This is a genomic window from Mesorhizobium sp. P3_A9 (assembly GCF_056402975.1).
This window is the reverse complement of the sequence record NZ_JBFUGJ010000128.1, coordinates 1-15,397: the sequence shown is the minus strand read 5'-3', so window position 1 is coordinate 15,397 and position 15,397 is coordinate 1. Positions and strand designations below refer to the sequence as shown.

16 protein-coding genes are annotated in these 15,397 nt (G+C 62.0%); 9 read left to right on the top strand and 7 right to left on the bottom strand.

Annotated features, from left to right (window positions below; translation table 11 throughout):
• Positions 1-1,095: extracellular solute-binding protein (locus AC1DX0_RS18320; protein ID WP_477356341.1), on the bottom strand; the 1,095-nt coding region annotated here is incomplete at its 3' end.
• 232 nt (positions 1,096-1,327) lie between these two features.
• Between AC1DX0_RS18320 and AC1DX0_RS18315 the strand changes: the two genes are divergently transcribed.
• Positions 1,328-1,957, top strand: a complete 630-nt coding sequence (locus AC1DX0_RS18315; RefSeq protein ID WP_477220575.1) for an invasion associated locus B family protein — start codon at positions 1,328-1,330, stop codon at positions 1,955-1,957.
• 109 nt (positions 1,958-2,066) lie between these two features.
• On the opposite strand, the gene hspQ is transcribed toward AC1DX0_RS18315, so the two are convergent.
• Complete coding sequence (hspQ, locus tag AC1DX0_RS18310; RefSeq protein ID WP_027027770.1) at positions 2,067-2,390, bottom strand: heat shock protein HspQ; 324 nt, start codon at positions 2,388-2,390, stop codon at positions 2,067-2,069.
• 149 nt (positions 2,391-2,539) lie between these two features.
• Positions 2,540-3,754, bottom strand: coding sequence for a UbiH/UbiF family hydroxylase (locus AC1DX0_RS18305; RefSeq protein ID WP_477220576.1), 1,215 nt, complete (start codon positions 3,752-3,754; stop codon positions 2,540-2,542).
• Positions 3,755-3,866: 112 nt separating this feature from the next.
• Between AC1DX0_RS18305 and AC1DX0_RS18300 the strand changes: the two genes are divergently transcribed.
• From AC1DX0_RS18300 to AC1DX0_RS18265, 8 genes are all read left to right on the top strand, one after another.
• Complete coding sequence (locus tag AC1DX0_RS18300; protein ID WP_477356339.1) at positions 3,867-4,754, top strand: DUF2182 domain-containing protein; 888 nt, start codon at positions 3,867-3,869, stop codon at positions 4,752-4,754.
• A 14-nt stretch (positions 4,755-4,768) separates the two neighbouring features.
• The gene (locus tag AC1DX0_RS18295) at positions 4,769-5,383 is read left to right on the top strand and encodes a DUF1326 domain-containing protein (RefSeq protein ID WP_477220578.1); all 615 of its coding nucleotides are present in this window, start codon (positions 4,769-4,771) and stop codon (positions 5,381-5,383) included.
• Between the two features lie 38 nt (positions 5,384-5,421).
• A complete protein-coding gene (pcsA, locus tag AC1DX0_RS18290; RefSeq protein ID WP_464614770.1) occupies positions 5,422-6,228 on the top strand; it encodes a phosphatidylcholine synthase in 807 nt (268 codons plus the stop codon).
• A gap of 27 nt (positions 6,229-6,255) precedes the next feature.
• Positions 6,256-7,233, top strand: a complete 978-nt coding sequence (locus AC1DX0_RS18285; protein WP_477356337.1) for a quinone oxidoreductase family protein — start codon at positions 6,256-6,258, stop codon at positions 7,231-7,233.
• Between the two features lie 133 nt (positions 7,234-7,366).
• The gene (locus tag AC1DX0_RS18280) at positions 7,367-8,944 is read left to right on the top strand and encodes an ABC transporter ATP-binding protein (RefSeq protein WP_477220580.1); all 1,578 of its coding nucleotides are present in this window, start codon (positions 7,367-7,369) and stop codon (positions 8,942-8,944) included.
• On the top strand, positions 8,941-10,071 hold the full coding sequence (locus AC1DX0_RS18275; RefSeq protein ID WP_477356335.1) for an ABC transporter permease: 1,131 nt from the start codon (positions 8,941-8,943) through the stop codon (positions 10,069-10,071). The genes AC1DX0_RS18280 and AC1DX0_RS18275 overlap by 4 nt, the downstream gene beginning before the upstream one ends.
• On the top strand, positions 10,071-10,991 hold the full coding sequence (locus tag AC1DX0_RS18270; RefSeq protein WP_477220582.1) for an ABC transporter permease: 921 nt from the start codon (positions 10,071-10,073) through the stop codon (positions 10,989-10,991). Before AC1DX0_RS18275 ends, AC1DX0_RS18270 begins: the two co-directional genes overlap by 1 nt.
• A 50-nt stretch (positions 10,992-11,041) precedes the next feature.
• Entirely contained in the window at positions 11,042-12,109 is a 1,068-nt protein-coding gene (locus AC1DX0_RS18265; RefSeq protein WP_477356333.1) for a BMP family ABC transporter substrate-binding protein, read from the top strand.
• Between the two features lie 74 nt (positions 12,110-12,183).
• On the opposite strand, the gene rimO is transcribed toward AC1DX0_RS18265, so the two are convergent.
• The 4 genes from rimO to AC1DX0_RS18245 all read right to left on the bottom strand — a co-directional run.
• The gene (gene rimO, locus AC1DX0_RS18260) at positions 12,184-13,497 is read right to left on the bottom strand and encodes a 30S ribosomal protein S12 methylthiotransferase RimO (protein ID WP_477356331.1); all 1,314 of its coding nucleotides are present in this window, start codon (positions 13,495-13,497) and stop codon (positions 12,184-12,186) included.
• 165 nt (positions 13,498-13,662) lie between these two features.
• Positions 13,663-14,349 (bottom strand): TerC family protein, encoded by a 687-nt coding sequence (locus AC1DX0_RS18255; protein WP_477220585.1) that lies wholly within the window; start codon positions 14,347-14,349, stop codon positions 13,663-13,665.
• A 191-nt stretch (positions 14,350-14,540) separates the two neighbouring features.
• Complete coding sequence (locus AC1DX0_RS18250) at positions 14,541-14,948, bottom strand: DUF930 domain-containing protein (protein ID WP_181173525.1); 408 nt, start codon at positions 14,946-14,948, stop codon at positions 14,541-14,543.
• 56 nt (positions 14,949-15,004) lie between these two features.
• Positions 15,005-15,397 (bottom strand): DUF2161 family putative PD-(D/E)XK-type phosphodiesterase (locus AC1DX0_RS18245; protein WP_477356329.1); only part of this gene is annotated, 393 nt, incomplete at its 5' end.

The following is a 15,397-nucleotide window of genomic DNA, read 5'->3' as shown; positions in this document are numbered from 1 at the left end:
CCAATAACTCATCGAGCGTGTGTACTTGCCGCCGAACAGGTTCTTGTTGGCCCATTCGAAATCGTAAAGCATGCCGAGCGCGCGCCGAACCTCCGGATTGGAGAACTTCTGCAGCCTCGTGTTGAACAGGAAACCGGTCACGACGGGCGGAATGCCGGTGTCGAAGGTTTCGGCGACCACGTCCCCCCTGTGGAAGGCCGGGAAATCCAGATCGCGCTCACGCTTGACCGGATCACTGTCGTCGTCGAGGGCGCAGAGGCCTTTCTTGAAGGCCTCGAGCTTGGCGTTGGCGTTGAGGAAGTATTCGATGGTGATCTGGTCGTAATTGTCGAAGCCGCGTTTGGCCGGGACATCCTTGCCCCAATAATCGGGGTTGCGCTTGAATACGATGCGCTGGCCGGGCGCCACCTGGGCAATGGTGTAAGGTCCACTGCCAATCAGCGGCTTCAGCGTTGTCTTGTCGAAAGTCTCCTTGTTGAAGGCATGTTTCGGCAGGATCGGCGTCAGCGCGATGATCAGGGGCGTTTCCCGATTGGCCTTGTCATTGAAGGTGAAGCGCACGCTGTGATCGCCGGTCTTTTCAAGTTTGGCGATCAGGCTCATGCGTGCGTTGTAGGGTGGGCGGCCCTTGTCGGTAAAGACATCGTAGGTGAACAGCACATCCTCCGGCGTCACCGGTTCGCCGTCCGACCATTTTGCCTTGGGGTTGAGATGGAATTCGATCGACTTGCGCTCGGGGTCCATGTCCACGCTGTCGGCGAGCAGGCCATAGAGACTGAAGGCCTCGTCGTAGTTGCGCTGCATCAACGGCTCGAAAACGAGGTTGCCGTAGTTCAGATCCATCATGCCGCGCGCCGTGGTGCGCAGGCTTTTCAGGATAAACGGGTTGAGGTTGTCGAAGCTGCCGACGACGCAATAGGTAATGTTGCCGCCCTTCGGCGCGTCAGGATTGACGTAGTCGAAGTGGGTATAGTCGGGCGGCAGTGCCGGCTCGCCCTGCATGGCAATAGCGTGCTTCGGTTCCGACATGGCCGGCCGCGGCGAAAGGGTAAAAAGCGATGTCGCGGTGATCAGCCAAACAAGAACGCGGCCCATGACCGTCTCCTTAACAGGTCGGCTTGATGATTCGATGCGCACCCTAGCATGAGGCAGCTGCGAGCCGGCCAATGGTGTCATCAAGAATTACAGGAGGCGGGCTGGATTCGGCACCGCTTGCAGTGTAACACGCCGACCGAAGTCATTCTGTTGCCTCATTTCGGCAACAGGTAGCTGGACCACACGGCGCAGAGAAGCCGGTTCCGGGATCATTTGAGAGGAAGTGCACGATATGACGAGCCTGAACAGCAATGCGTACCGCCTTTCGGTCATGGCCGCGGGCGTGGTCGGCTTTCTGGGCGCAGGACTTCCCACCGCTTCCGCACAGCAGCAGCCGCAGATTCCACAGGGCTGGTTCAAGGCCTGCACCAAGCAGGAAGACGTCGACATCTGCAATGTCCAGAACATCGTCACTGCCGGCAACGGCCAGCTCGTCACCGGCGTGAGCATGATCGAACTCAAGGGCAAGGTGAACCGCAAGGTGTTCCAGGTGACGGTCCCGACCGGCCGCCTCGTACCTCCCGGCATCGGCCTGCAGATCGACACCGGCAAGGCCGTAAAGCTCGACTATGTGATCTGCTTCCCGGATCGTTGCGTGGCCGAAGTGCCGCTGACCGACCAGCTCGTCGCCGCATTCAAGAAAGGCCAGGGGATCACGCTGACCTCGATCAATTTCCAGAACCAGGCCAACCCGATCAAGATCGCGCTGCAGGGCTTCAGCGGCGCCTATGACGGCCCGCCGCTGCAGCAGTCGGACATCGAGGACCGGCAGAAGAAGCTCCAGGACTTCGTCGCCAAGAACAACCAGGACTTCGCCAAGAAGCTCAAGGAAGAGCAGGACAAGGCCAAGACCGCCAACTGATCACCGGCTCGGGCATTCTCGAGTCAAAGAAAAAGCGGGGTCATGCCCCGCTTTTTTCGTTCCTGGCCATGGCCTGGATATCCTGATGGATGGCCGGAATGCCGGGACGTCAGTGCCTGGACTGCCGTTTCGGCTCGTAGCGTCCGTCCGGCTTCTTGTCGAACATCTCCTTGATCTGCGGGTGGCGGACCGGTTCGCCCGACTGATCCTCAAGCAGGTTCTGCTCTGACACATAGGCGATGTATTCGGTTTCCGARTTCTCRGCGAGCARGTGGTAGAACGGCTGRTCCTTGCGCGGCCGCACGTCSGCSGGGATGGCYTCGTACCATTCGTCGGTGTTGGCGAATTGCGGRTCGACGTCGAAAATGATGCCTCGAAACGGAAACAGCCGGTGGCGAACCACCTGTCCGATCGCGAATTTGGCCGTTTTCATCGTACTCACCACTGAATTCCTTGGCTTTATTTGGCGCAGACTCCGAGTCAATTCAATCCCGAAGCGTTTGAGCGTCTTCAAGCTACGCAGAATACGGCGCAAAGGTTTTTGATTGACGTCGCGACGTCGCGATAAAATCCGCAAGATTACTACTGCTGCCGCATCGGTTTTCGCAGGCCGCCGGCAAGTGCTGCAAAACCACTGCCGGGACGAAGCCCTTCGCGCATGAAGAAGGCGCGCAGCGGTGCAAAGCCACCGAGCACGCCGAGACCAGCGCCGCGTGCCATCTGCGCCGGCAGCATATCGGAGAGCAGCGACATGTTGAGCAGATTGACAGCGCTGCTGCGCGCCAGAATGTCGGGGCGGCGCTTGAAATCGTAGGCGGCAAGGGCCTTGGCCGCACCGGGATCGCCACGATTTTCAGCAGCAATTCCAACCAGATCATCAATATCCCTGATGCCAAGGTTGAGACCTTGTGCGCCGATCGGCGGGAATACATGCGCGGCTTCGCCGACAAGCGCCACCCGCCGATGTGCAAAACGCAAGGGCGTCACCGCCGAAAGCGGATAGATCTGGCGGCCAGGCTCTACCGTCACCCGGCCCAGCATCGACTGCATCTGCTGCTCGACCCGCAGCGAGAGCGCTGCATCATCCAGTGCGGCAAGCTCCTTGGCGGTCTCGGGTTTGACCACCCAGACGAGGCTTGAGCGATTGCCTGATAACGGAACCTGCGTGAACGGTCCGGTCTCGGTGTGGAATTCGGTCGAGGTGAAGGCATGCTCGCTTCTATGGCCGAAATTGAGCACGAGTGCCGCCTGCGGATAGGAGCGCGCAGCGGTCGAAATGCCCGCCGCCTCGCGTGCAGGCGACAGACGCCCATCGGCGGCGACCGCCAGCGACGCCCCAACCTCACCGCCGTCGGCGAGGGTGGCATAAGCCTTGTCGGCATCGAGACGCCAGGTCTTGACCATCGACCTCAGCCATTCGATCCCGGAATGCGCGGCCACCTTGCTGGCAAGCGCAGGGCCAAAGACGCTGTTGGGCAGGTTCAGCCCGAACTGGTCCTCATCGATCTCGCTGGCGCGGAAGGTGACGACGGGGCTGCGGATCAGCCGCGAGGTCGCATCGACGATGCGCATGACCTTCAAGGGGGCGGCCTTGGGCTTGATGTCTTCGAGGACATCAAGCCGCTCAAGCACTTTCAGGGCAGGGTTCATCAGCGCCGTGGTGCGGCCATCGGGGGCCGACGCCTCAGGCCCGACAAGCGTCACCGGGAAGCCGGCATCAGCGAAAGCGAGCGCCGCGATCAGCCCTGCCGGTCCGGTGCCGGCAATCAGTATCGGCGCTGTTTCCTGATGCTCCAAGGATCGGCTTCCGGCTTGCGATGCGAGGCGGGCCACCAGACCTGCCAGTCAAGGAGCATATAGGTCAGATCATGCGGCTTGATCAACGCGGCGATTCGGCCCATTCGGAGGCATGACCGGCCACCAGGACGATTTCAGCCATCTCGACCGCGCCGGCCGCGCCACGGCTGATATTGCGCGCAACCCGCGCTTGACGGTCAATGTCGTTGTCGGCGCGGGCATCGCGCTCGCCTGGTTGTCGCTGGCCGCGATGGCAATTCGCGGTGCCGAGGCCCGGGGCAGCGCGCCCGGCGATACTTTCCTGCGCGGCCTGCCACAGATGCCGCTGCCCGATTTCCTGGAACGGTTCTTCGCGCTCTGCCTGTCGCCGGCGCCGCTGGACGCAGGCATCGGCTTGCGCGCCCTGGCGCTTGTCCTGGTGTGGTTCCTGATGGCGATCGCAGCGATGCTGCCGTCCGCGGCACCGATGATCCGCACCTATTGCGAGATCGCCGATACGGCCCGGATCAAGGGCGAGCCGGTCGCCCACCCGCTGGTGCTGGTTGCCGGCTATCTCGGCGTCTGGCTCGCCGCCTCGATGCTGTTTGCGGCACTGACGCTCTGCGTGCACACTTTCGCCGCGTCCGGTGAACTGTACGATCCGGTGCTTGGCATTGCCGGCGCGCTCACATTGCTGRTTGCCGGCCTYTACCAGTTCAGCGGCCTCAAGGAGGCYTGYCTGAMRAAATGCMRMAACCCGTTCTCGATCCTGTTTTCGAACTGGAGCGCCAAACCGATCCGCGTGTTCCGGCTCGGCGTTGTGCAAGGCATATGGTGCCTCGGCTGCTGCTGGGCGCTGATGCTGGTGATGTTTGCCGTCGGCGTAATGAACATCTTCTGGATGGCGCTGATCGGCGTGTTCACCCTGATTGAAAAACAGACGACGGGCAGTCTTCCAACCCGGCTGGCCGGTGCGATACTGCTTGTCTGGGCMGCCGCSCTGCTAGTAGTCTCGTTGTGAGTGGGGGAAATTCGATGACAGATCAGAGCTGGGCAATGAAAGGAGAGCTCGTACTCTCCTGCAATTGCACGGTTTTTTGTCCTTGCGTGCTGTCGCTCGGCAGTCACCCTCCGACCGAGGGCTATTGCCAGACCTGGGCGGGATTCCGCATTGATGCCGGCCACTTCGGCGAGGTCGACCTATCTGGCCTCAACCTTGGGCTGATCATGGAAATACCCGGCTATATGAGCCGCGGCAACTGGACCGCGGGTCTATTCATCGACAAACGCGCCTCGATCTACGCGGTCAAGGCTTTGACGAAGATTTTCACCGGCAAGGCCGGTGGGACGACGTCGCTGCTGTCGATCCTGGTCGGAAAATTCCTGGGTGTCGAACAGGTGCCGATCACTTATGAGACGCGGGACAAGACGCGTATCTTCCAGATACCGAAGATCATCGACGGCGCGGTGACGCCAATCGCCGGCAAGGATCGCGACAAGGATACGGTGATCACGAATTCGGAATACTGGATCGCGCCGGAGATCATCGTGGCCAAGTCCGACAAGAGCAAGATGCGGGCCTTTGGCCGCAACTGGAACTTTGCTGGCCGCTCGGCCGAAATCTGCAAGCTGGATTGGCGGGGGCCGTGAGCAAGAACACAACGCCCAGGAGCATGGCGGCCAGGAATATGGCGGCACGGAAAGCTGCCAAGAAGATCACCGACCGGATTCCGCGACCGAAGAAGAAAGTCACATGGCCGCAGGCGAGGGCGTTCTCCGTCCATCTGCTGACGGCGTCAGGCTCGTTCCTCGCCTTCCTGTCGCTGGTGGCGGCGAGTGAGGAACGCTGGACGGCAATGTTCTGGTGGCTTGGGCTGGCGCTGTTCGTCGACGGCATCGACGGGCCGATCGCCAGGAAGCTCGAGGTCAAGGAAATCCTGCCGACCTGGTCGGGCGAGCTCCTCGACAACATTATCGACTACGTGACCTATGTTCTGATCCCGGCCTTCGCGCTCTACCAGCGCGGCTTCATGGGCGAGGGCCTGTCGTTCCTGTCGGCGGCGATCATCGTCGTCTCCAGCGCGATCTACTATGCCGACACCGGGATGAAAACGAAGGAGAATTTCTTCAAGGGATTCCCGGTTGTCTGGAACATGGTGGTGTTCACGCTGTTTGTCATCGAGCCGGGACAATGGGTCTCGTTCGCGGTGGTGGTGGTGGCCGGCATCCTGACGTTCGTGCCGATCAATTTCATTCATCCGGTGCGGGTGGTGCGGCTGCGGCGCATCAATCTCACAATGACGCTTTTGTGGTGCGCCTTCGGCGCGCTTGCGCTTGCGCAGGCGGCTCTGGCAGCCTTCTATGATCAGATCGGCGTGCTGGGCGAGCAGGTCAGCACTTTCATCAAGATCGGCATTACCATCAGCGGGCTTTACCTCGCCTCCATCGGTGGCATCATGCAGTTCTTTCCAAATCTCGGTGCCAAAAAGGCCTGATCAGCCACTCCCACAGGAAGCCAATCCATGTCCAAAGCGATCCGCATCCACGCCCATGGCGGCCCGGAAGTTCTGACCTATGAGGACACCGATCCCGGCCAGCCGGGTACCGGGCAGATATTGGTCAGGCATACCGCGATCGGCCTCAACTTCATCGATGTCTATCATCGCTCCGGGCTCTATCCGCCGCCTGGCGGTTTTCCGCTTATTCCCGGCAGCGAAGCTGCCGGCGTGGTGCAGGAGGTCGGCCAAGATGTTGACTGGCTGAAGCCCGGCGACCGCATCGCCTATTCGACGAATGTCGGTGCCTACGCAGAGGAGCGTGTCATCGCGGCCGACCGCGTGGTGAAGATTCCTGAAGGCGTCAGCGACGAACAGGCCGCCGCGATGATGCTGAAAGGCATGACCGCCGAATATCTCTTGCGCCGCACCTTCAAGGTGAAGGCCGGCGACACGATCCTGTTCCATGCCGCGGCCGGCGGCGTTGGCCTCATTCTCGGCCAATGGGCGAAACATCTCGGCGCAACCGTCATCGGCACGGCAAGCTCGACCGACAAGATCGAGCTCGCCAAGGCACACGGCTTCGACCATGTCATCAACTACAAGGAGCAGGATTTCGTCGCCGGCGTTGCCGCCATCAMCGGCGGCAAAAAATGCGACGTCGTCTACGATTCGGTTGGTAACGACACTTTTCCGGCCTCGCTCGACTGCCTGAAGCCGCTCGGCATGTTCGTCAGCTTTGGACAGTCCTCGGGACCGATCCCGCCATTCTCGATGTCGCTGCTGGCCCAGAAGGGTTCCTTGTTCGCGACCCGGCCGACGCTGTTCGTCTACAATGCAAAACGCGAGGACCTTGATGCCTCCGCCGCTGCACTGTTCGAGGTGGTGCTCAGCGGCGTCGTCAAAATCCAGATCAACCAGCGCTATGCGCTGAAGGATGCCGGCAAGGCGCATGCCGACCTCGAGGGTCGCAGGACAACAGGGACGACCATTCTCATCCCTTAGTCCCGCCAGGCTTGCTATCCCTTGAATTTCCGCTGAAATTCTTGAAGCTCTTTCAAGACGCGTGCCGCTTTCCGTTGAGAGCCGGCGGCGCCTACCATGCTTGCGGGAACACAGAACATATCTGGCTAACCAGATGGGAGGCACTGTGAGTGCAGATCATGACGGGGCGAACCTGCTTGAGGTTCGTGGCCTGACCAAGATATTCGGCACGCTGACGGCGTGCGATCATATCGACCTCAACATCGCCAGGGGTGAAATCCACGCGTTGCTCGGTGAGAACGGCGCCGGCAAGTCGACGCTGGTCAAGATGCTGTTCGGCTCGCTGGAGCCCAATTCCGGCGAGATTTCCTGGAACGGCCAGGCGGTGCGGATCACCAATCCGGGGGCTGCGAAGAAGCTCGGCATCGGCATGGTGTTCCAGCACTTTTCGCTGTTCGAAGCACTGACCGCGGCCGAGAACATCGCGCTCTCCCTGGATGACGGCGCGCCGATCAGCAGCATTGCCGCGAAGGCGAGGGCGCTTTCCTACAGCTACGGCCTGCCGCTCGATCCGGACTCGCTGGTCGGCGACCTGTCGGTCGGCGAGCGCCAGCGCATCGAGATCATCCGCTGCCTGCTGCAGACTCCGCAACTCATCATCCTTGACGAGCCGACCTCGGTGCTGACGCCGCAGGAAGCCGACAAGCTGTTCGAGACGCTGGAGCGGCTGCGCGCGGAAGGCAAATCGATCCTCTACATTTCGCACCGGCTCGAAGAGGTCAAACGCATCTGCGACCGCGCAACCGTGTTGCGGCATGGCAAGGTGGTCGGCCACTGCAATCCGCGCGAGGAAACAGCCGCCTCGCTTGCCCGCATGATGGTCGGCAACGAGGTGCAGGCCGTGGTGCGTGCGCCGGTCGCGGGGATCGAAACCGCGCTGCCGCTGCTCGAAATCCGCGGCCTCAGCCGCAAGCCGGCGACGCCGTTCTCCATTCCGCTCAAGAATATCAACCTCAATGTCCGAGCCGGCGAGGTGATCGGCATTGCCGGTGTCGCCGGCAACGGCCAGGGCGAGTTCTTCGAATCCGTCTCCGGCGAAGTGTTGCAGCAGGATGCCGCCTCGGTGCGCATCTGCGGCAAGGATGCCGGTGGCCTCACCATCACCGGACGGCGCCTGCTGGGTGCCGCCTTCGTGCCGGAAGAGCGCCTCGGACATGGTGCCGCACCGCGCATGAAACTCTCGGAAAACCTTTTGCTCTCGCGCCATGCCACCGACGGCAAGGTTTTCGTCAGCAGCGGTGGGATGGTCAGGGCCGCCGCGATCTATGCCGCCTCACAACGCATCATCGAGGCGATGGACGTGCGCAAGAGCGCGCCGGATCCGGAAGCGGCAGCACTCTCGGGCGGCAATCTGCAGAAATTCATCGTCGGCCGCGAACTTGACCGCCGCCCAAGCGTCATGGTGGTCAATCAGCCGACCTGGGGCGTCGATGCCGGTGCCGCCGCCCATATAAGGCAGGCACTGATCGAACTGTCGCGCAGCGGATCGGCGGTGCTGGTGATCAGCCAGGATCTCGACGAGCTGTTCGAGATCTCGGACGCGATCGCGGTCATGCACAATGGCGAGCTGTCCAAGCCGATGCCGATCGCCGAAGCAACCTTCGAGAAGGTCGGCCTGTTGATGGGCGGCGCCGAGCCTGGCCACGCCGAACATACGCTGGAGACGGCATGATGCGCCTCGAACTCGTCAAACGCCCGCAGCGTTCCGTGCTGTTTTCGGCCCTGTCGCCGTTCATCGCCTTCGCGCTGACCATCATCGCCGGCGCGGTTCTGTTCGCGCTGCTCGGCGTCAATCCGCTGACCGCGTTCCGGATCTACTTCATCGAGCCGATCAGCCAAGTCTGGCAGCTGCATGAGCTGGCGATCAAGGCAGCACCGCTGATCCTGATCGCGGTCGGCCTGTCGGTCTGTTACAAAGCCAACATCTGGAACATCGGCGCCGAGGGCCAGTTCGTCTTCGGCGCCATCTTCGGCTCCGCCATTCCGGTGCTATTTCCGCAATTCGAAGGCCCGCTGGTGCTGCCGCTGATGCTTCTGCTCGGCATGGTCGGCGGTGCGGCCTATGCGRCAATCCCGGCGTTTCTGAAAACCCGGTTCAACACCAACGAGATCCTGACCAGCCTGATGCTGGTCTATGTCGCCCAGCTCTTCCTCGACTGGCTGGTGCGCGGCCCATGGCGCGATCCGCAGGGCCATGGTTTCCCGCAGACAATCCAGTTCGGCGACTCGGCCGTGCTGCCGGAACTGATGCCGGATGCCGGACGCGCCAACTGGGGTTTTGTCTTTGCGCTGGTTGCCGCGGTCCTGGTCTGGATCCTGATGAGCCGCATGCTCAAGGGCTTCGAGGTCCGCGTGCTGGGCTCCAGCCCACGGGCAGGGCGCTTCGCCGGCTTCGGCCTCAACCGCATGGTGTTCTTCGCCTTGCTGCTGTCTGGCGCACTGGCCGGCCTTGCCGGCATCTCGGAAGTCTCCGGCGCCATCGGGCAGTTGCAGCCGGTCATCTCGCCCGGCTACGGCTTCACCGCCATCATCGTGGCGTTCCTCGGCCGTCTCAATCCGCTTGGAATCATCGCGGCGGGTCTGGTGCTGGCGCTGACCTATCTCGGCGGCGAGGCGGTGCAAAGCGCRCTCGGCATTTCCGACAAGGTGGCRAGGGTGTTCCAGGGCATGCTTTTGTTCTTCGTGCTCGGCTGCGACACGCTCATTCACTACCGCATCCGCCTGATCGGCCTGGCGCTGACGAAACCAGAAGGCGCGGCGAAGCTCGAGGCCGCGCCGAAGTTGAAGGAAGCCCGCTGATGGACATCACCGTCAACATCCTCCTGACCATCGCCACGGCGGCGACGCCGCTGTTGATCGCGGCGATCGGCGAACTGGTGGTCGAGCGCTCCGGCGTGCTCAATCTCGGCGTCGAAGGCATGATGATCATGGGCGCGGTCGGCGGCTTCGGCGCCGGCTACCTGACCGGCTCGCCCTGGATCGGCCTTTTGGCGGCAATCGTCATGGGCGCGTTGTTCTCGCTGCTGTTTGCCGTCATGACGCTGTCGCTGGCTACCAACCAGGTTGCAACCGGCCTGTCGCTGACGCTGCTCGGCCTCGGCCTCTCCGGTATGATCGGCACGAGCTTCGTCGGCCAGCCCGGTGTCAGGCTGCCCAATCTCGACATCCCGGTCCTGACCGAGATCCCCGTGATCGGCAAGCTTCTGTTCGGCCAGGATCCGATCTTCTACATCTCGATCGCGCTGACCGCCGCCGTCATGTGGTTCCTGTTCAAGACACGTACCGGACTGACACTGCGCTCGATCGGCGACAGTCACACGTCGGCGCATGCGCTCGGCATCAAGGTCATCCGCTACCGCTATCTCTCGGTCATCTTCGGCGGCGCCTGCGCCGGTCTGGCCGGCGGCCATCTGTCGCTCGTCTACACGCCGCAATGGGTCGAGAACATGAGCGCGGGCCGCGGCTGGATCGCGCTGGCGCTGGTGGTGTTCGCGTCGTGGCGCCCGTGGCGTGTGTTGGCCGGCGCCTACATCTTCGGCGCGGTCTGGATCGGCCAGCTTCATGCACAGGCTTTTGGCATTCCGGTGCCCTCGCAGATGCTTTCTTCTCTGCCCTATCTGGCAACCGTCGTGGTTCTCGTTCTAATCTCGCGCAACAAGCGTCTGACGATGATGAACACGCCGGCATCCCTGGGGCAGCCATTCGTTCCGGATCGTTGACAATAATAACAAACGGGAAGCTCCAAGGCTTAACACAGAGAGGTAACACAATGAAAAAACTGCTTATTGCCCTGATGACGACGACAGCGGCATTGTCGCTGGCCGCGTCCGCAGAGGCCGCCGACAAGCTGAAGGCCTGCTGGGTCTACACCGGCCCGATCGGCGATTTCGGCTACTCCTACCAGCACGACCAGGGCCGGCTCGAAGTCGAAAAGGCGCTCGGCGACAAGGTCGAGACCGCCTATCTGGAGAACGTCTCCGAGGGGCCCGATGCCGACCGTGCTTTCGAGCGCCTGGCGCGCGAAGGCTGCAAGCTGATCTTCGGCACCTCGTTCGGCTTCATGGACGCCGAAGTGAAGGTCGCCAAGAAATTTCCGAAAGTGATGTTCGAGCACGCCACCGGCTATAAGTCCGGCGACAATCTCGGCCTCTACAATGCCCGCTTCTATGAAGGCCGCTACGTGCTCGGCCAGATCGCCGCCAAGGAATCGAAGKCYGGCGTTGCCGGCTACATCGTYTCCTTCCCGATCCCSGAAGTGGTGATGGGCATCAAYTCSTTCATGCTCGGCGCGCAGTCSATCAAYCCGAACTTCAAGGCCAAGATCGTCTGGGTCAATTCGTGGTTCGATCCGGGCAAGGAAGCAGACGCCGCCAAGGCGCTGTTCGACCAGGGCGCCGACATCATCGTCCAGCACACCGATTCGACCGCCGCCTTGCAGGTGGCMGAGGAGCGCAAGCTGCACGGCTTCGGCCAGTCSTCCGACATGATCAAGTTCGCGCCGAACGCGCAGCTGACCTCGCTGACCGACGAATGGGGYCCGTACTACATCAGCCGGGTGCAGGCAGCCATCGACGGCACCTGGAAGCCGGACAATGTCTGGCTTGGCATCAAGGACGGCGCGGTCAAGCTCGCGCCCTTCACCAACATGCCCGACGACGTGAAGGCGATGGCCGAGGCAACCTCGAAGAAGATCGCCGGCGGCTGGAACCCCTTCACCGGACCGATCGCCAAGCAGGACGGCTCGGCATGGCTGAAGGACGGTGAAGTCGCCGATGACGGCACGCTGCTCGGCATGAACTTTTACGTCAAGGGCGTCGACGACAAGCTGCCGCAGTAAGGCACATCACGTACCGAATATGGAGAGGGCGCCGCGAGGCGCCCTTTCATTTGTCTGGAGAATTGACTGAAGGTTCAGACAGCCGAACCGTAGAGGTCATAGGCGTCGGCACGGTCGATCTTGACGGTGACGATGTCGCCTTGGCGCAGCGGACGGCGCGACTGGATGTGGACCGAGCCGTCGATCTCCGGCGCATCATATTTGGTGCGGCCCTTTGCCGAGGTGCCGTGCGCCTCGTCGATCAGCACCGGCAGGCGCTTGCCGACCTTCCTGGCCAGCTGCGTCGCCGAAATCTTCTGCTGGCGCTGCATGAAGCGGTGCCAGCGTGCCTCTTTGATTTCCTGCGGCACCTRCTCGAGGCCGAGATCGTTGGAGCGGGCGCCCCGGACCGGCTCGTATTTGAAGCAGCCGGCACGGTCGATCTTGGCTTCGTCCAGCCAGTCGAGCAGCATCTCGAAATCCTCGTCCGTCTCACCGGGAAAGCCGACGATGAAGGTCGAGCGGATCGCGAGATCCGGGCAGACGTCGCGCCAGCCGCGGATGCGTTCCAGCGTCTTTTCGCCGTGCGCGGGCCGGCGCATGTTCTTCAGCACCTGCGGCGAGGCATGCTGGAACGGGATGTCGAGATAGGGAAGGATCTTGCCGTCGGCCATCAGCGGGATGACGTCGGCGACATGCGGGTAGGGGTAGACATAGTGCATGCGCACCCAGATGCCGAGCTTGCCCAACTCCTCCGAAAGATCGAGGAATTTCGCCCGCACTTCACGATCGCCGAACATCGACGTCTGGTACTTGATGTCGATGCCGTAGGCGCTGGTGTCCTGCGAGATGACGAGCAACTCCTTGACGCCGGCCTTTGCCAGTTTTTCGGCTTCCCGCAGCACATCAGCCGCGGGCCGCGAAACGAGATCGCCACGCAGCGCGGGGATGATGCAGAAGGTGCAGCGGTTGTTGCAGCCTTCCGAGATCTTGAGATAGGCATAGTGGCGCGGCGTCAGCTTGACGCCCTGCGGCGGCAGGAGATCGATGTAGGGATCGTGCGAAGGAGGGGCGGCCTCATGCACGGCGGCCATCACGCTCTCATAGGCCTGCGGCCCGGTGATCGCCAACACGTTGGGGTGCTTCTCGCGAATCACGTCCGGCTCGGCGCCGAGGCAACCGGTGACGATAACCCTGCCGTTTTCCGAAAGCGCGGAACCGATGGCATTGAGCGACTCGTCGCGGGCGGAATCGAGAAAGCCGCAGGTGTTGACGACGACGAGATCGGCGCCGTCATGCTTGCGGGCGATCTCATAGCCTTCGGCGCGCAGGCGCGTGATGATGCGCTCGGAATCCACGAGCGCCTTCGGACATCCAAGGCTGACGAAACTGACGCGAGGGGCGGACATAGGCAAGTTTCCAATGGGGGCACGGGCCGAAACGCTGGTCCGGCCTCAAGTCGCTGTAAATGTCGGTCTGTGGCGCGTGGCAGGAGCCAATACGCGCGGCGCAATAGCATGGCTTCGGCAATCAAGCAAACCGGCCGACAGGCCGCCGCGCGCCATCGGAGTGGCTCAGTGGCCTCCGGAACCGAACCAGGGTGCCAGGAAAGCGAAGTGCTCGGGGTACTGCTGTACCGCACCGTCCAGCAGCATTTTCACCGCAACGTAGAGAATGATCGCCAGGCCGAGATAGGCGATCCAGCGATATTTGTGCAGGAGGCGCGCGACGAACGAGGCAGCAAAGCCCATCAAGGCAATCGACAAGGCCAGTCCGACAATCAGCACGGTCGGATGGTTCATCGCCGCTCCCGCTACGGCAAGAACGTTGTCGAGCGACATCGAAACGTCGGCGATGACGATCTGCCAGGCAGCCTGCGAGAAGGTCTTGCGCGGCCCCTTGCCGCCGATGACACCGTCCTTGTCGAAATCTCCATTCGACAGCGCTTCCGTCGCGTCGCGCTCTTGTTCATGACTGACACGCAATTCGCGCCACATCTTCCAGCAGACCCACAACAGCAGCAGGCCGCCGCCGATAAGCAGCATGGGTCCAATGGTGAGCAGCCATTGCGTGATCAGGGCGAAGAAAATGCGCAGCACGGTTGCCGCCGCGATGCCGACGAGAATGGCGCGCTTGCGCTGGCTTACCGGCAGGCCGGCCGCGGCGAGGCCAATGACGATTGCATTGTCGCCCGCGAGAGCAAGATCGATGGCTATGACCTGAAGAAGAGCCGATAGGCCGGTGGCAGTGAATATTTCCATGGATCTGGAAGCCCTTGCCTGTTCGCCGAGTGTTCGTCGTCGACTATCCAAACGGGCCTAAAGGCATGGTCCGCTGGCGTCAAGACGCTGCATCGGACAACGTTGGGAAACCACTTTTGTTACAGTGGGATTACCGGGGGATTTTCAGTTCTCGCAGCTCGAACGCTTGCGCCGCTGCGCGTGTGGAAAAACTAGTCGTAGAGATTGTACTTCGCCCAGTCGGCTTCCGGAATCTCGTCGCCGATCCGGTAGCGCAGCTGCAGGACTTCCATATGGTCCGGCCCGGTCTGGCACTTGAATTTCAGCCGATACCACTGTCCCTTGCTGCGGAACGCCGCGCCAGGGCTCCTGATCGCATCGGCGCTCATCTCGGGCGTGGCGAAGGCGTAAGCGACGACCCGGTCGGCCTTGAACTTGCGATCATCGTGGGTGATCCGGTCCAGGATTTCGGCATCGCAACGCTGCTCGAGGCGTGTTTGGGGATCAAGTTTCATCAGCCCGGCACGCAATGCGTTGTCCATCGCGCTGGCCGGGAAAGCCAGCGTCAGGGACGCAATGGCCATCATGCAGAGTGTCTTCATGGGCGCGACAAGCAGCATGTTTTGTCTGAAAAATCAACCAAGAGGGGCGCGTCATGCTCGGCAAGCCCCAGCTTTCAGGGGGTCGGCGCAATCAAAATCTCGTGTCGAGGCGCATCGTGCGCCGTCTGCGGCCAACGGACCAGCGATGCGCGGCCGGCATCCGTGAGATCGTAGAGGCCGCGGTCAACGCGCGCGAACCAGCCATAGACATTATGCTGCAGAATTTTCGGCGCGATAGGCGTCAAGGCCTTCAGATCGCGCGGCCGTCTGGGTCCGTCAACCATCGCGGCGGCGCAAATGAGGGCGCTTTGGCGGTAGGCGGTCATGATCGGATTGCGCGATCCGCCGCCCGCGACAGGATCGCCGCGGCGGCGTTGGTGCTCGTCGACAAGACGGGATCGCTTCCGCGCATTCTTGCGCGGCTCCGGCGCGGCAGGACTGATAAGCACTTCGACCTTGTCACTGGC